Genomic DNA, 15,673 nt, shown 5'->3' on the forward strand with positions numbered 1-15,673 from the left:
AGCTTGATTTATATTCACAGCTCTATTACTCCTTCGAATACTTTTTCTGCAGGACCTATCAAATAGATATCCTTAAAAATATCGCCCTCTTGGTTAAAAGAGACTTGAAGTTCTCCACCAACAGCATTAAGCCTAATGGGCGATTCTGCACCCTTAAGTGCAAAAGACAATGCCGCAGCAGTACATCCAGTACCGCAAGACAAAGTCTCGTTTTCAACACCTCTCTCATACGTCCTAATTACAAGTGAGTTGTTTGGGCACTCCTCAATAAAGTTCACATTTACTCCATCCTCTTTAAAGCGGTCAGAATAACGAATATCTCTACCTGTTTGCACAACATCAATATCGTGCGCATTCGGTACATATTTTATGTAATGAGGAGAACCTGTATTGATTAGAAAGTCGTTACCGATCAATTCATGTTCGGCAACATCATTCATTAATAAGTGTACTTCATCTTCATCAATAAAAGCGGAGTGAACCCCATCAATGGCTAAAAACCCGGTTTCATTGTCGATAATTCCTAAACTTTTGGCAAACATAACCGCACAACGGCTTCCGTTACCACACAAACTCTGTGAGCCATCAGGGTTAAAGTAAATCATTTCGAAGTCGAGTTCGGGGTGATTCTCTATAAGAATGACACCATCTGCGCCTACTCCGAACCTTCGGTCGCACAATCTTCCGATGAGCAAAAGGTCCGATTTATCGAATTTCAAATCACGATTATCGATCATTACGAAATCGTTGCCTGTACCTTGATATTTATGAAATTGAATCACCACTGATAAATTCTTATTTGGTGGGCAAAGGAACAATAAATGAGCCTTATTTAAAAAGGTGACATATTGGCGCAGAAAAAATATAAGGCATAAAAAAACCCCCAAAATGGAGGTTTAAATTCTTTTTAAAGGAATGACTATTTAGTCAACTTCTCTTTAATTCTAGCAGCTTTACCATGTCTACCTCTTAAGTAGAATAATTTAGCTCTTCTTACTTTACCTTTTCTAAGCACTTCGATTTTATCGACATTTGGAGAAAGCAGTGGGAACACTCTTTCAACACCAACACCGTTAGAAATCTTTCTTACTGTGAAAGTCTCACCGTTTGTGCCTGGGTTTTTTCTCTGAATCACAGTTCCTTGAAACTGCTGAATTCTCTCTTTACCACCTTCTTTAATCTTCACGTGCACATTGATAGTGTCACCTGGATTGAACTGTGGCATCGAAGTTCTTACTTCGTTATTTTCTTGCTCTATAAATTTGATAAGATCACTCATGATTTCTATCTCTAACAGCCTCGTCTAAAATCGGACTGCAAATATATGGAAAATGTTTTTGTAACAAGCAGGCTATCAATAATTTTTTATTCATCTAGCAATCCAGGTCGCCTAGCCCTAGTTCGCGCTACAGATTGCTCATACCTCCATTCTTCAATCTTGGCCTGATGACCCGATAAAAGCACTTCTGGCACAACCATTCCTTTATACTCCGCAGGCCGTGTATAGACTGGTGGAGCTACCAAATCATCTTGAAAAGAGTCCGTCAGAGCCGAAGTTTCGTCAGACAATACCCCGGGCAGCAGTCTAATTATAGCATCCGCTACCACAGCGGCTGCCAATTCCCCTCCCGATAGCACATAATTTCCAATGCTAATTTCTCGGGTAATAAAATGCTCTCTTACTCTTTCGTCTACTCCTTTATAATGACCGCACAGTAAAATAAGATTCCCTTTTAAGGAAAGTTCATTCGCAATTCCTTGATTCAGCAATTCCCCATCAGGAGTCATATAAATAACTTCATCATAATCACGCTCAGCCTTTAATTTAGAAATACACAAATCAATCGGCTCAATCATCATCACCATGCCTGCCCCACCGCCATAAGCATAATCATCAAGTTGACGCTGCTTGCTGGTTGAGAATTCACGCAAATCATGCACTACCACTTCTGCTAAACCTTTATCCTGCGCTCTTTTTAATATAGAGTGTGAAAAAGGACTATCAAGCAACCGTGGTAATAAGGTAATGATGTCAATTCTCATGGATTAATCTTCTAAATAAACATCTACCAAACCCTCAGGAACAAACATGTGAATTTGATTATTCTCTTTGTCTATTTCCTTTATCAGCTCATCCGTCAACGGAATCAATACTTCCTTAGAAGTTTTATGCTTTACCGACAGCAATGTTTGCGGACCAGCCTCAAACACATTCTCAATCATACCAACAGCCTCATCCGTATTCACATCGATTAACTCTAAGCCTACGAGTTCATGAAAATAAAAATCTCCTTCCTCTCGTTCTGGAAGAGTAGATAAAGGCAAATAAAGCACACAACCTTTAAGCGACTGTGCTAACTCTAGAGAATCCGTATCCTCAAACCTAATTATGGCTTTATCTCCATTTAAGGAGATAGCGGTAATAAAAAAAGGAACCAGTTGTTGCCCTTGTTGGACAAAAACTGATTCCAATGTTTTATATTCATCAGGATAGTCCACGTCTAATAAGACCTGAACCTCACCTTTTAAGCCGTGCGGTTTAACGATATACCCTAATTGGTAACAATCTTCAACCGTCATGACCGAATAAATTAATCTTCCTTTTTCTCTTCAGCAGCTGGTGCTTCTTCTGCAGCAGGAGCCTCTACTTCTTCAGTAGCTTCTTCCTCAGCAGCCGGTGCATTAGCAGCCTCTGCTTCTGCTTTTCTAGCAGCAATCGCCTCAGCTCTTGCAGCATTTACCTTAGCTTCCGCTTCTAATTTCGCTTTCTTAGCGTCATCTTTTGCTTTTGCTAATTGCTCTACTTTACCAGAAATCTGAGATTCTTTACCCTCTAACCAAGCCTGATATTTTTTATCAGCTTCTTCTTGAGTAATTGCGCCTTTGATTACACCAATCTGAAGGTGTTTTCTTAAAAGAACTCCTCGGTAAGAAAGCATTGCCTTTACAGTATCTGTAGGCTGAGCTCCATTCATAACCCACTGAAACGCCTTCTCATTATCAATATTGATAGTAGCTGGGTTGGTGTTTGGGTTATAAATACCAATTTTTTCAATAAAGCGACCATCACGTGGTGCTCTTGCGTCTGCGATAACTACATCGTAAATCGCTTGCTTCTTGCGGCCTCTACGGGCCAATCTGATTTTTACTGCCATTTAACTTTTAAAGTTTAGCGAGGATCACGTCCTCTAATCTTTGAAATCACGTCTCAAAAATGGACTGCAAATGTACGGGTAATATTTTAATTATAAAACGATTCAGAAAACTGACTTACTAAAGAATGTGTCTATCTTACTTCTCCAGCCACTCCCAATCAGAGCCGTCCTCGGCATTCATAAAAGTAACTTTCGCTTTTCCATCCTTACCAATTTCCAACAATGAGGGATACATATGAGAAAGCCCATGATCTAATGCGACAGACAACTCTATAAAACCTATTCCAGAAGTATCTTCTTCGCCCAGCACTTTAAGCCTAACCCTTATGCCTTTTTTCGATCCATAATTGATGAAAACATATTTGATTAAAGGAGAATTGTAACGTAACAACATAAAATCATAGGATTTCTTAACACAATTAGAACAGCCATTTTGAGGGATTACCAGCACAAATCTTCACTATTCAATTTTATCGAAGACTCCTCAAACAAAGGTTTATATTCGATTTCTAACCTATGCTTACAGCTCTGCAACCCAAGTAATATCACAAAACAACATATAATTACTCTCTTCATTTTTTCAAACCGATGAATGAAATCCCCATTATATCTTCCCCCTTAACACTATGCTGTGGCCCACTTAACCCGTCTGGTGTAACAAAAATCCCCCTGTCCAGCAAAGCATGCCAACCATCTATGATTCCATCAGAAAGTTTGTTAAAGTCTGCATCAAAAACAGTTACTGAATACATAAAAGGATCGCGTACCTCCTCTCCAGCTAACAGCCGCCTGTATGTATTCTTGCCTTTTTCAACCACCCCCACCCTGTAATACAAATCCTTATAAGGGTTATAAAGAACACCATAATATCTCGCACTACTGAAACCTATTGCGTGTACATCAATGTTGTTAGGGTCGTAAACTATGGGGCGTTTTCTCTCAAGAAAATGAAACTCTCCAATCGCATCACTCTTTCCATCTAATTTCTCTACAATGCCATTTCTAAGCCTGTAGACATTATGATCTAAGGGAAAACTTATAATAACATCTCCATTCTTAGTGTTTTGGGTTATGCGGCAATTGTAGAAGTAATAGAAATTATTCCAAACTGTACTACGCACATCAAAACCTTGGTAAGGCAAGGGAGCCTTTAGATATTCAAAGGTATCGTTACTCATATCTAATTTAATGATAGGAGCTACTTTGTTTTGTTCTTCTTTATCCGATATCTCCAAACCAATGTAAACAAAAGGAGGCCTAACTACCAGTGCCCCAAAAAGGGTTGAGGCACTTGGGTAGCGCACCTTACTGTAATCATCACTTGAATAATGAAATGTATTGAGCTTTTTACCTTCTGAGTTCATAAGGAACATACTAAAGTTTGTCCCCCTGCTCAATATAAAAATAGAATCCTTATTGTGGTAGTGGAAATAGTAAGGGTCTGGCCCAATATCATCTGGCCCCTGTTTGGCAAACTGGGTTTGCCCTACGCCTTTACCTGTTTTATAATCGAAGTACTTAAGAGCATTTGTTATTCTGTTGTAGTAGACAATTGCCTTACGGTCTTCACAGTATTGAAACGAACTACCAAAAGAAGGAGGAGGTGCCGTTTCATTGTCCAAGTGAAGATCTAACTCACCTACCACTCCAACTTGAGCTTTCTGAGCACTCATTGACAAAGGACAAAAGAGCAATAGGCTGCTCAACAAAGCATGAACACAAAAAAGATATTTTTTCAACAAGCTCCCCATACTAGTTTTCATATTCAATTAAGCACAAAAGTTAAAATTTATAGGGTTCAGAATCCTGTTCCATCTGTTCCTCAAGCCACTGCCAATCAGAGCCGTCTTCTGCATTCATAAAAGTAACTTTTGCCTTACCATCCTTACCAATTTCTAACAAAGAGGGATACATTTGAGATAGCCCATTCTCTAAGGCTACACGCAAATCGATAAATCCAATTCGGGAAACATCCTCCTTGCCCAAAACATTCAACCTAACCTTGATTGCCTTCTGAGAGGAATAGTGCGTAAAAACATATTTTATTTTGGGGCTTTCATAGTTCTTTAAAAGAAAGCCATAAGATTTTTTCACACAAGTCGAGCAACCATTCTGAGGAATAACTAACATAAATTCTTCATTATCAACCTCAAAGCCAGCCTCTTTCAAAAAGAGTGAATAGTCCATTTCTGAATGCCTACTACAACTCAGACTTATTGTCAATAACCCAAACACTGTTAAAAATACTTTAATCCTTCTCATTAAATTTCAATAACCCAATAGACATAATATCCTCCCCTTTACTATTTGGCAACAAAACCCATAAACCCTTAGGACTCACAAAAACACCCTTTTCGGGAGTCGCCTCTCTAGATGTAAATAAAACTTCTGTTTTTTTACTCAAGCCAGAATCAAATATCATCCATGAGTAAGAGTCAGGCACGTACTTTTTGGAATTTGATAAATACTTTGATTCCGTTTTTGAAACATTATCCAATTTAACTAATCTATAAAAAAGCTTATTATATTGATCATAGAAAATCCCAAAGTATCTTGCGCTTCCGAACACAATCTTTTTATATCCTACATCATTAACTTCAAATCTATTTTTGTCTCTAGAGAGCAATTCAAACCCCTTAACACTCTTGCTTTTTGCCTCTACTTCTTTTACTATCCCGTCTCTTAAAACATAGAGTTTTTGGCTCAGTGGGTAATTAATTACCATTTCATTATTATCAGCATTGAAGGCTAATCGAGACTCATAGAATTCATGCTGTCCTCCTTTGGGTATTCGTGACAAATCTAAATCCCTATATGCACCAGGTTCTTTTAAAAAACCATGTTCCTTGGTTACCATGTTATATTTTAAAACTGGTGCAACACTATTCCGTTCCTTCTGCTCTGAAATGTTGAATGATAAGAAAAAATGTTCCTTGTGGACAACAATGGCTCCTGAAACTCTAGTCAATCTTGGAAATGGTGTAAAACGATACCCATCTTTAGCTTCAAAATCGAAGGTATCAACTTTACCTCCTCTATCATTCACCAAAAAAAGTTTGGAATTCTGAAATTCTGAAAAGATAAAAATCGAATCCTTGTTATGATAATAAAAATAGTAAGGTTCACCGGGTATAGCCTCAGGGCCATAAGGTGAAAGTTTGGTTTCTTTTACAGTTTCTCCCGACTCTAAATCAAAGTACTTTATGGATTTAGTTATCCCATTCCAGTAAGCCAGTAAATCTGTATCATCACAATACTGAAACACACTACCAAAATACCATGGCATAGCAGTTTCATTATCAAGCTTTAGGTCTATAACTTTTCCAAATACCTCATTAGTAAATTGTACTGTTTGCCCTACACAAACAGTACATACTTTAGCTATTAAGAAACACAAAACAAGCTTCCTCATTATTAAAACAATTAGTTTAATGGCTCTATTGAGTTTCCAGAACATTTCTGTTTACCACTTTCATTGGGGGCTGACATATCTGCTGCGACACACCGAGAAATTAAAATATCATCTTCTCCTTCTGCTCCCTTTATTGTTATAGCATCACAGTACCCCTGATACATATTTTCTTGTATCAGGCAATACTCTTCATCTGGAACAATATAGAAAGGCACAATAAACAAACTCACAAAGCTATATACTGTAATAAGTGTAATTTTTTTCATAATTATTTTTTTAATATTTTCATTAATTTAAATTCCATAACATCCTCATCCTCTCCTTGTGGGCGCAACAACCATAACCCTTCTTCATTGACAAATAACCCCTGTTCAAAAAGAAGATTCTCATCAAAAAATTTATTCTCCGCAATTTTCTTGAAATCCTTATCAAAAGCCTGAATTGAGAACTCTTGATATATCTTTAACTCCTCACCCATATCTCTTCTTTTTGATAACTCCCTATTGAAAGGAAGCCTCCCAATACGATAATAAACATCCCGATATTGATCGTAAACCAACGCTGAATACCGTGGCATCAGCCTCACCTCGTCAATATATTTCCTTCTATTATTCTTATATTTCGTGAGCTCCGATTTTAAGAACAAAGGTTTTTCATAATAGACACTTTGCGCTCTAAAAATCAACCATTTATCACTATCTCTTTTTACCCACAAATCAGGTGATAGCGCGAAATCCAAAATCAACTCATTGGATAGATCATTGTAAAAAACAGCAGTTGAACCAAATCTGTGATCAAAAGGAATTTTTCCTAAATCACTTTTAGCATACGGTTGTGGATTAGTAAAGTAATCTAATTTCCCCGAGGCTATATCCAGCTTCAAGTACGGTGCTCTTTTGAGCATCTTCTGAGGGGAATAAACACGTAACCCTAAGAATAAAGCATTCATCTGTTTAGAATAGCTAATACCTCCAGAAATTCGTTTTAACTCAACAGTATGAGCAAGCTCATCACTAGTTGAATTCAGTTCATAGTTTCTATATTTTTCCCCTTTGCTATTAAGAAGACTTAAACGCCCATTGTTCAAATTTGAGAATACAAAAATAGAATCCCTATTAACCCAATAAAACGAAACAGGCTCAGGACCAACAGAATCCGGACCTTCTATGGATAATGGCACACTCAACACTATAGTACCTGATTTTACGTCAAATAATTTTATGCTGGCATCAATTTTATTTAAGTAAGCTACCGCATCTTCGGAAGACAAATACTGGAAACAACTCCCTGGAGCCCATGGATGTACAGTCCTTTCATCAAGTTCAAAAGTCATACTATCTCCCTTAATAACTTTAAATGGGAAATCAACATCCACCTCCCTTATGTACTGCCTTGCATCACCCACAAACTCACTGACAATTAACAAGAAGAGAATCAATAAATGTTTACACATTTAATTGTACATTTCTGGAAAAAAATACAAACTATTCCCTGAACACCTTGAATAAGCAAAATCTCCGCTTTCCCATTCGCATACAGCTAAATCTGTTGATTCCCCATTATATTGTTCAGTTGTAATATTACAGTAGTAGTCATTAGGCACATCATTACCATTCATATCTTTCGCATTTGTAAGACACTTAGAGTAATAATCCGGGACATACCTGAAAGCAAAAGAGCTAGCCAACAACAAGCCCATACCCATAATTAAAAATCTATTTTTCATAATCATTCTTGATAAAAGTAAAACATGATTTAAACCTAAATAGAAAATTTCGTAAATCAAATTATTACATATTTTTTTTTATTTTGCACTTTATACACTTCATACGCCTTCTATAAGGTATTACCATACGTATTCTATATTCATTTAATATTTTAAAACTAAGAAGACTATAGTTGTTTTCAATACTTCACTATGAAAGACAGAGTGGCTAATCACTCTTATGTAGAAGATATTCTCCCACACAAACACAACCCTAAGCCACTAAATACGATTAAGAACAAAAACCTCATTTTGATATAGAAAAATAAATACATTTATATAACCGCATAAACAGTTTTCAATAACTAAACTAAAGGTCTACCTTTGGTACTCATAAGAGGCAAACACCTGTTCATGGATAATTATTCTTATTTAAGCAATGCAGATCCTAAGGCTTTAGAAGCCCTTTATCAGCAATTCAAAAATGACCCCAACAGTATTGATGAGGGTTGGAAAAAATTTTTCGAAGGTTTTGAGTTCGCTCAAACGGAGTATTCAATGCTACCAGATGGTCAGGCTTCGAGCACTGCTCAAACTACAACTGGTACTAATACCGTTTCTGACAAAGAGGTTCAGGTAAGAAACCTGATCCATGCTTACAGAACTAGAGCGCACCTAAGGTCTAAAACCAACCCTGTTAGGGAAAGAAAAGATAGAAAACCAATTCTTGATTTGGCTGACTTCAACTTAAGTGAGTCAGACTTAGATACTCAATTCATCTCTGGTGAAGAGTTGGGAATTGGCAAAGCACCTTTAAGAAAAATCATTGAAACACTTAAATACATATATGAAGGAACTGTCGGCTTCGAATACATGTATGTTCGTGATCCAGAGAAACTAAAGTGGCTTAGAGAGAAAATTGAAAAAGATGCGCTTTCATTTAAGCCGTCTCATGCCCAGCGCGAAAGAATTCTTAGCAAGCTTAACGAAGCCGTAGTTTTCGAAAACTTTCTTCACACCAAATACTTGGGCCAGAAAAGATTCTCTTTGGAAGGTGGTGAAACTACAATCGCTGCATTGGATGCTATTATTAATAAAGGTGCCGAACTTGGTGTTAAAGAAGTAATGATTGGAATGGCCCACCGTGGCCGTTTAAATGTTTTGGCTAATATTATGGGCAAAACCTATGAACAAATCTTTAGCGAATTTGAAGGCAACTCTACACCAGACCTTACTATGGGCGATGGTGACGTTAAATATCACATGGGATTTTCGAGCCAAATTACTGCGGTAAATGGCGAAAAAGTTGAACTTAAACTAGCACCTAACCCTTCTCACTTAGAAGCAGTAAACCCGGTGGTTGAAGGCTTTGTAAGGGCCAAAGGTGATGAGGAATACAATAGAGACCGCTCTAAAATACTACCAATCCTTATTCACGGTGATGCAGCCGTTGCAGCTCAAGGTATAGTATATGAGGTTACTCAAATGGGTAATCTTGAAGGCTACAATACAGGCGGAACTATCCACTTTGTAATTAATAACCAAGTTGGTTTTACTACCGACTTTGACGATGCTCGTTCAAGTATCTATTGTACTGATGTAGCAAAAATTATTGACGCACCTGTACTTCATGTTAATGGTGATGATCCAGAAGCGGTAGTGTTCTGCGTTCAGTTTGCTACTGAGTACAGACAAAAATTTGGTGAAGATATTTTCGTGGACATGGTTTGCTACCGTAGACACGGCCACAACGAAAGCGATGAACCTAAGTTCACACAGCCTTCACTATATAATGTGATTTCAAAACACCCTAACCCACGCGAGGTTTACAATAAACAACTCATTGAAAAGGGAGAAATTGAAGCCGCTCTAGCTAAGAAATTAGACAAAGAATTTAGAGCATTGCTTCAAGATAGACTCAATTTGGTGAAGCAAAAGCCACTTCCGTACATCTACCAACCTTTGGAAGAAGAATGGAGGAACTTGAGAAGATCTAAACCAGAGGATTTTGAACAGTCTCCAGAAACTGGAATTTCAAATGATACGCTCAAGAAAGTAGCGGACGCCTTAACTACTATTCCAAAAGGATTTAAGCCTTTAAAGCAAATCGAAAAGCAGCTAAAACAACGTAAGGACATGTTCTTCAAAGAGAAGTCTTTGAACTGGGCCGCTGGTGAACTTCTGGCTTACGGCTCGCTTCTATTGGATGGTAAGAAAGTACGTTTAACCGGTCAAGATGTGCAAAGAGGAACTTTTTCACACAGACACGCTGTATTGCATGATGCCAACACCAACGAAGCCTACAATAGCTTAAACCATCTTGGAGCAGATAACAAATTCGAGATTTATAACTCTCTGCTTTCAGAATTTGGCGTAATGGGCTTTGAATTTGGCTATGCCATGGCAAACCCAAATGCTCTTACATTGTGGGAAGGCCAGTTCGGTGATTTTGCCAACGGTGCCCAAGTAATGGTAGATCAGTTCATTTCATGTTCTGAAACCAAATGGCAACGCATGAATGGAATGGTACTTCTTTTACCACATGGTTATGAAGGTCAAGGCCCAGAGCATTCAAACGCAAGACCTGAGCGTTACTTACAGTTGAGCGCTGAATACAACATGGTAGTGGCCAATATTACCACTCCGGCCAACTTCTTCCACGCATTGAGAAGACAGCTGACATGGGAATTCAGAAAACCATTGGTGGTGATGTCGCCTAAATCTTTATTGCGCCATCCTAAGGTAGTTTCACCGGTGGAAGATTTTACTTCAGGTCGTTTCCAAGAGGTAATTGGCGATGACTATGCAACTGCTAAATCTGTAAAACGTGTTCTTCTTTGTTCAGGAAAAATCTACTACGATTTGCTTGAGCGCCAAGAAGCAGACAAGCGTAAGGATGTGGCTATAGTGAGGGTTGAGCAAATTCAGCCATTCCCAACTAATCAAGTGAACGAAATCCTAAGCCAATATAAAGGTGCGGAAGTTTTCTGGGTACAAGAAGAGCCTGAAAACATGGGTTACTGGTCGTTTATATTAAGAGCCTATAAAGACAAAGTCCTTACATTAATATCTCGTAAAGCGAGTGCTTCACCTGCAACAGGCTACGCTAAAGTACACGCTGCCGAACAAGAAAAATTAGTCGATCAAGCTTTCGCAAAAAATTAAAAAATCATGAGTCTTGAAATCAAAGTACCTACCGTTGGAGAGTCAATAACCGAGGTTACAATTGCCCAATGGTTCAAAAAAGAAGGAGAGTCTGTAGAAATGGACGAAGTTATTTGTGAGCTAGAATCAGACAAAGCCACATTTGAACTAAATGCCGAAGCTGCAGGTAAATTGCACATTATTGCCCAAGAAGGCGAAACGTTAGAAATTGGTGCGACCATCTGTGAAATTGACACAGATGCAGCTGGAAGTAGCGCCCCTGCTCCAGAAAAAGAAGCTCCGAAAGCTGAAGCCAAAGAAAGTACTGGCCCTAAATCTACTGGTGAAACTAAAGAAATGATTGTTCCTACTGTAGGCGAATCTATTACTGAAGTAACCATTTCTAGCTGGTTGAAAAACACTGGCGATTATGTAGAGCTTGACGAGATTATTGCTGAAGTAGATTCGGACAAAGCAACTTTTGAATTGCCTGCCGAAGCATCGGGTATACTTACCATTATTGCAGAAGAAGGCGACACTATCGAAATCGGTGCAACGATTTGTAAAATTGAGGTAACCGAAGGTGGTGCCCCTGCTAAATCTGAAGCAAAAGTAGCATCTGGTGCTGCTCCTGCTTCTCAATCTGCTTCACAAGATCAAACTTACGCTACAGGCCATGCCTCTCCTGCAGCGGCTAAAATTTTAGCTGAAAAAGGTATTGACCCTAAATCAGTTAAAGGAACAGGCGTTGATGGTAGAATTACCAAAGAAGATGCAGAAAGTGCTCAAAAATCGGCACCAGCGCCTAAAGCAGCGGAAAGCAAAAAAGAAGATTCAGCTCCAGCCATTAGTGTTCCAGGTGGACGTAATGAAAGTAGAGAGCGCATGTCGGCTTTAAGAAAAACAGTGGCCAAGCGTTTGGTTTCAGTGAAAAACGAAACTGCAATGCTTACTACCTTCAACGAAGTGAACATGAAACCTATCATGGACATTCGTAAAAAGTACAAAGATTCGTTTAAAGAGAAGCACGAGATTGGCTTAGGCTTTATGTCGTTCTTTACCAAAGCGGTAACTATGGCGGCCAAAGACTGGCCAGCTGTAAACGCTCAAATTGATGGTAACGAAATCGTTTACCATGATTTCGTAGACGTTTCTATTGCCGTTTCAGCCCCGAAAGGTTTGATGGTTCCTGTAATCAGAAATGCAGAAAGCATGAGCTTCGACCAAATTGAAAAAGAAGTAATGAGGTTGGCCATGAAAGCGAGAGATGGTAAACTTACGATTGAGGAAATGACTGGAGGAACCTTCACAATTACTAATGGAGGTATTTTCGGTTCTATGCTTTCAACACCAATTATCAATGCTCCGCAGTCGGCTATTTTGGGAATGCACAACATTGTAGAGCGCCCAATGGCAGTAAATGGTCAGGTTGAAATTCTTCCTATTATGTACTTAGCCCTTTCTTACGATCACAGAATTGTGGACGGAAGAGAGTCGGTAAGCTTCTTAGTAAGAGTGAAAGAATTACTAGAAGATCCAACAAGATTATTATTAGGAGTATAAATCTAAAATCAAACATCCAAAATCGTAGATATGAAATATGATGTAACAGTGATTGGTTCGGGACCCGGTGGTTATGTAGCGGCAATTCGTTGCGCACAACTGGGAATGAAAACGGCCATCATCGAAAAATACGATACATTAGGTGGTACTTGCTTAAACGTAGGTTGTATTCCTTCAAAAGCATTACTCGATTCTTCAGAACATTACCATAACGCAGCGCACACCTTTAAAACGCACGGCATTGAATTAGATAACCTTAAGGTAAACCTAAAGCAAATGATCGATCGCAAAGCAGGTGTGGTAACCGATAACGTGAATGGCATTGCCTTCTTAATGAAGAAGAACAAAATTGATGTTCACACGGGTGTTGGATCGTTCATCGATAAAAACAACATCAAAGTAACCGACAAAGACGGTAAAGAAACCAAGCTTGAAACGGATAAAGTTATTATTGCTACGGGTTCAAAACCTTCTTCGCTTCCTTTCATCACAATTGATAAAAAGCGTGTCATTACTTCTACCGAAGCCTTAGAACTTAAAGAAGTGCCAAAACACATGATCGTGATTGGTGGTGGTGTAATCGGTATGGAGTTAGGTTCGGTGTATGCCCGTTTGGGTGCCGAAGTTTCTGTGGTGGAATACATGGATTCGCTTATCCCAACGATGGACAGCACTATGGGGCGTGAGTTGAAGAAATCATTGAAAAAACTCGGTTTCAACTTCTACTTAGGACATAAAGTAACCGAGGTAAAAGGCACAGCGAAAAACGTAACTGTTAAAGCTGAAAACAGCAAAGGCGAAACTGTTGAACTGAACGCAGATTACTGCTTGGTTTCAATTGGAAGAAAACCTTATACCGAAGGTTTGGGGTTAGAAAACATTGGCATTACGCCAGATGATCGCGGCAGAATTGAGGTTGACGAGCATTTAAAAACCAAAGTGGACAATGTATATGCCATTGGTGATGTAATCAAAGGCGCCATGTTAGCCCATAAGGCTGAAGAAGAAGGCGTTTTTGTTGCAGAAACTATTATGGGACAAAAGCCACACATCAATTACAACCTAATTCCTGGTGTGGTGTATACTTGGCCAGAAGTGGCTGCTGTAGGTTATACTGAAGAGCAGTTGAAAGAAAAAGGAGTTGAATACAAAACTGGTTCTTTCCCTTTCAAAGCCTCAGGTCGTGCTCGTGCTTCAATGGACACTGACGGTTTAGTAAAAGTATTGGCTGATAAAAAGACCGATGAAATTCTTGGCGTACATATGATTGGACCAAGAACAGCAGACATGATTGCTGAGGCCGTTGTAGCCATGGAGTTCAGGGCAAGTGCCGAAGACATTGCAAGAATGTCGCATGCGCACCCAACTTATACCGAAGCTTTCAAAGAGGCTTGTTTAGCAGCAACTGACAATAGAGCGTTGCACATTTAGACAAAACTTACATAGCATAAAATAAGAGAAGGCCGTCAAATGACGGCCTTCTCTATTTTTAACCTAAAAACTCAACTCAACTTTTATTAAAACTCAATTTCTTATTGTTGCCCCTTTATTTCTGCGTTCAACTTTCTGTTTAAACTAAAAAAACTAACCTCCGATGAATTATTATTTTGAAGGGACTGTAAGCCCTCAAGCGTCTTCATTTCGTAAGTCTTGAATTGTGCAGCTACATAAACTGTATCATTATCACTGTTCAAGTATCCAAATGAAAAGCGAATATCTCCATCGCAACTGAAGTCGAATATTTCCTTCTCTTCATTATCAATTTTCATTTTTATTCCCTTTTCAATTTTCGAGAATTGAAAAAGAACCTTCTCTTCATCTAAAGCTTCCCATTCCCCCATCAAAGCCTCTTTTAGGTTTTCATTTCTTGAATCGAAAAATCCGTTTCCTGAAACCCTTGCTCCCTGACAGCCACTTATTAATATGGATAAATAAAAGACTAAAGCCATAGCCGATTTTGAGTACTTATTCATGTCTTAAGAGTTGGTCAGTTATCATTTACCAAACACTAAGCCATATATAAAATCAGCCAAAAGAGGAAGAGGTGAGAGGTTTTAAAAACTATTCCTACCCACTATGGGATAAAATTCCCAATTTTAGAATCAGACTCAACAAAGTGATGTTTACATAAAAAAACCTGCTGTTCAGCAGGTTTCTAATGATTAATAAAAATAGTTAGAGCTAGCCTATTTTGATTTACGCGTGGCTTGCACTGGGAAAGAGTCAGCCCCCATATTTACGTATCCAGCCATACTTTCGCCATCAAAAGTACCCTCAATACTTGCTGTAGTACCCATAACATCAATAGAGCCAGAAAAAGCATTACCTACCACTGTAAATCCAGTTACATTCAATGTCCCGAATTGATCAGTTTCCATCACTGCAGCATAAAGACCATTATCTCCTGTAATTCTCATTATTCCATAGCTATCGGTATCAGGGGTTTGCACGGTATAATCCCAAACTCCTCTTGGGTCATAAGCTTTTTCTTTGGCCTTCTTTTCCACCTTAGCAGTAGCCGATGCTTTTCCTGATGCACAGCCTACGATAGAAACCGCTAAAAGCAAGCTTAAAGTAAGTGTTAAAAGTGACTTCAAATTTTTCATAGTGTTGTTTGTTAGTATAAAATGTTCATCTGAATTTAAGCTTTTTTTCTTTCTGCCTTTCTGAAAACTTTTAGAATTTCAGCCTTAG

Annotated in this window: 17 protein-coding genes; 3 read left to right on the forward strand and 14 right to left on the reverse strand. The window is 38.6% G+C overall.

The genetic code is table 11. The features are described 5' to 3' along the window. Positions 1-14: 14 nt before the first annotated feature. The 12 genes from dapF to AWW67_RS02060 all read right to left on the reverse strand — a co-directional run bounded on the left by dapF (position 15) and on the right by AWW67_RS02060 (position 8,293). Positions 15-785, reverse strand: coding sequence for a diaminopimelate epimerase (dapF, locus tag AWW67_RS02005; RefSeq protein ID WP_062299878.1), 771 nt, complete (start codon positions 783-785; stop codon positions 15-17). Between the two features lie 134 nt (positions 786-919). Then, positions 920-1,279, reverse strand: a complete 360-nt coding sequence (gene rplS / locus AWW67_RS02010) for a 50S ribosomal protein L19 (protein WP_053224041.1) — start codon at positions 1,277-1,279, stop codon at positions 920-922. An 86-nt stretch (positions 1,280-1,365) separates the two neighbouring features. After that, on the reverse strand, positions 1,366-2,043 hold the full coding sequence (gene trmD, locus AWW67_RS02015; RefSeq protein WP_062299880.1) for a tRNA (guanosine(37)-N1)-methyltransferase TrmD: 678 nt from the start codon (positions 2,041-2,043) through the stop codon (positions 1,366-1,368). Positions 2,044-2,046: 3 nt separating this feature from the next. After that, the gene (gene rimM, locus AWW67_RS02020; protein ID WP_062299882.1) at positions 2,047-2,580 is read right to left on the reverse strand and encodes a ribosome maturation factor RimM; all 534 of its coding nucleotides are present in this window, start codon (positions 2,578-2,580) and stop codon (positions 2,047-2,049) included. Between the two features lie 11 nt (positions 2,581-2,591). Beyond that, on the reverse strand, positions 2,592-3,155 hold the full coding sequence (locus AWW67_RS02025) for a 30S ribosomal protein S16 (protein WP_062299884.1): 564 nt from the start codon (positions 3,153-3,155) through the stop codon (positions 2,592-2,594). A gap of 136 nt (positions 3,156-3,291) precedes the next feature. Beyond that, positions 3,292-3,549 carry a hypothetical protein gene (locus tag AWW67_RS02030; RefSeq protein ID WP_062299886.1) on the reverse strand — a complete coding sequence of 86 codons (258 nt, stop codon included), beginning with the start codon at positions 3,547-3,549 and terminating at the stop codon, positions 3,292-3,294. Positions 3,550-3,727: 178 nt separating this feature from the next. After that, positions 3,728-4,828: a DUF4221 family protein gene (locus AWW67_RS02035; protein WP_062299888.1), complete on the reverse strand. Its 1,101-nt coding sequence runs from the start codon at positions 4,826-4,828 to the stop codon at positions 3,728-3,730. 109 nt (positions 4,829-4,937) lie between these two features. Next, positions 4,938-5,342 (reverse strand): hypothetical protein, encoded by a 405-nt coding sequence (locus AWW67_RS02040; protein WP_062299890.1) that lies wholly within the window; start codon positions 5,340-5,342, stop codon positions 4,938-4,940. Between the two features lie 61 nt (positions 5,343-5,403). Then, the gene (locus AWW67_RS02045) at positions 5,404-6,567 is read right to left on the reverse strand and encodes a DUF4221 family protein (RefSeq protein ID WP_062299892.1); all 1,164 of its coding nucleotides are present in this window, start codon (positions 6,565-6,567) and stop codon (positions 5,404-5,406) included. A gap of 11 nt (positions 6,568-6,578) precedes the next feature. Further along, complete coding sequence (locus AWW67_RS02050; RefSeq protein WP_062299894.1) at positions 6,579-6,833, reverse strand: hypothetical protein; 255 nt, start codon at positions 6,831-6,833, stop codon at positions 6,579-6,581. Positions 6,834-6,835: 2 nt separating this feature from the next. Then, entirely contained in the window at positions 6,836-8,005 is a 1,170-nt protein-coding gene (locus AWW67_RS02055) for a DUF4221 family protein (protein WP_176699983.1), read from the reverse strand. A 15-nt stretch (positions 8,006-8,020) separates the two neighbouring features. Next, positions 8,021-8,293 (reverse strand): hypothetical protein, encoded by a 273-nt coding sequence (locus AWW67_RS02060; protein WP_141655358.1) that lies wholly within the window; start codon positions 8,291-8,293, stop codon positions 8,021-8,023. A 393-nt stretch (positions 8,294-8,686) separates the two neighbouring features. Here AWW67_RS02060 and AWW67_RS02065 point away from each other — a divergent pair, with 393 nt between their 5' ends. From AWW67_RS02065 to lpdA, 3 genes are read left to right on the forward strand one after another with little or no spacing between them, the layout of a single operon-like run. Next, complete coding sequence (locus AWW67_RS02065) at positions 8,687-11,437, forward strand: 2-oxoglutarate dehydrogenase E1 component (RefSeq protein ID WP_062299899.1); 2,751 nt, start codon at positions 8,687-8,689, stop codon at positions 11,435-11,437. A gap of 6 nt (positions 11,438-11,443) precedes the next feature. Further along, a complete protein-coding gene (odhB, locus tag AWW67_RS02070) occupies positions 11,444-12,979 on the forward strand; it encodes a 2-oxoglutarate dehydrogenase complex dihydrolipoyllysine-residue succinyltransferase (protein ID WP_062299901.1) in 1,536 nt (511 codons plus the stop codon). Between the two features lie 30 nt (positions 12,980-13,009). After that, the gene (gene lpdA, locus AWW67_RS02075; RefSeq protein WP_062299903.1) at positions 13,010-14,410 is read left to right on the forward strand and encodes a dihydrolipoyl dehydrogenase; all 1,401 of its coding nucleotides are present in this window, start codon (positions 13,010-13,012) and stop codon (positions 14,408-14,410) included. 101 nt (positions 14,411-14,511) lie between these two features. Here lpdA and AWW67_RS02080 read toward each other — a convergent pair whose 3' ends face one another. Further along, positions 14,512-14,952, reverse strand: coding sequence for a hypothetical protein (locus tag AWW67_RS02080; RefSeq protein WP_062299905.1), 441 nt, complete (start codon positions 14,950-14,952; stop codon positions 14,512-14,514). Positions 14,953-15,165: 213 nt separating this feature from the next. After that, positions 15,166-15,585, reverse strand: a complete 420-nt coding sequence (locus AWW67_RS02085) for a hypothetical protein (RefSeq protein ID WP_062299907.1) — start codon at positions 15,583-15,585, stop codon at positions 15,166-15,168. Positions 15,586-15,673 lie beyond the last annotated feature (88 nt).

The sequence above is a fragment of the Roseivirga seohaensis genome, from assembly GCF_001592945.1.
Classification (GTDB): Bacteria; Bacteroidota; Bacteroidia; order Cytophagales; family Cyclobacteriaceae; genus Roseivirga; species Roseivirga seohaensis.

Bases quoted from the DNA above. Each gene is read 5' to 3' on its own strand.
- rimM (WP_062299882.1), bottom strand. From the start codon at position 2,580: ATGACGGTTGAAGATTGTTACCAATTAGGGTATATCGTTAAACCGCAC.
- AWW67_RS02025 (WP_062299884.1), bottom strand. From the start codon at position 3,155: ATGGCAGTAAAAATCAGATTGGCCCGTAGAGGCCGCAAGAAGCAAGCG.
- trmD (WP_062299880.1), bottom strand. From the start codon at position 2,043: ATGAGAATTGACATCATTACCTTATTACCACGGTTGCTTGATAGTCCT.
- rplS (WP_053224041.1), bottom strand. From the start codon at position 1,279: ATGAGTGATCTTATCAAATTTATAGAGCAAGAAAATAACGAAGTAAGA.
- AWW67_RS02040 (WP_062299890.1), bottom strand. From the start codon at position 5,342: ATGGACTATTCACTCTTTTTGAAAGAGGCTGGCTTTGAGGTTGATAAT.
- lpdA (WP_062299903.1), top strand. From the start codon at position 13,010: ATGAAATATGATGTAACAGTGATTGGTTCGGGACCCGGTGGTTATGTA.
- AWW67_RS02085 (WP_062299907.1), bottom strand. From the start codon at position 15,585: ATGAAAAATTTGAAGTCACTTTTAACACTTACTTTAAGCTTGCTTTTA.
- AWW67_RS02035 (WP_062299888.1), bottom strand. From the start codon at position 4,828: ATGAGTGCTCAGAAAGCTCAAGTTGGAGTGGTAGGTGAGTTAGATCTT.
- AWW67_RS02030 (WP_062299886.1), bottom strand. From the start codon at position 3,549: ATGTTGTTACGTTACAATTCTCCTTTAATCAAATATGTTTTCATCAAT.
- AWW67_RS02065 (WP_062299899.1), top strand. From the start codon at position 8,687: ATGGATAATTATTCTTATTTAAGCAATGCAGATCCTAAGGCTTTAGAA.
- AWW67_RS02080 (WP_062299905.1), bottom strand. From the start codon at position 14,952: ATGAATAAGTACTCAAAATCGGCTATGGCTTTAGTCTTTTATTTATCC.
- odhB (WP_062299901.1), top strand. From the start codon at position 11,444: ATGAGTCTTGAAATCAAAGTACCTACCGTTGGAGAGTCAATAACCGAG.
- AWW67_RS02045 (WP_062299892.1), bottom strand. From the start codon at position 6,567: ATGAGGAAGCTTGTTTTGTGTTTCTTAATAGCTAAAGTATGTACTGTT.
- AWW67_RS02050 (WP_062299894.1), bottom strand. From the start codon at position 6,833: ATGAAAAAAATTACACTTATTACAGTATATAGCTTTGTGAGTTTGTTT.
- AWW67_RS02060 (WP_141655358.1), bottom strand. From the start codon at position 8,293: ATGAAAAATAGATTTTTAATTATGGGTATGGGCTTGTTGTTGGCTAGC.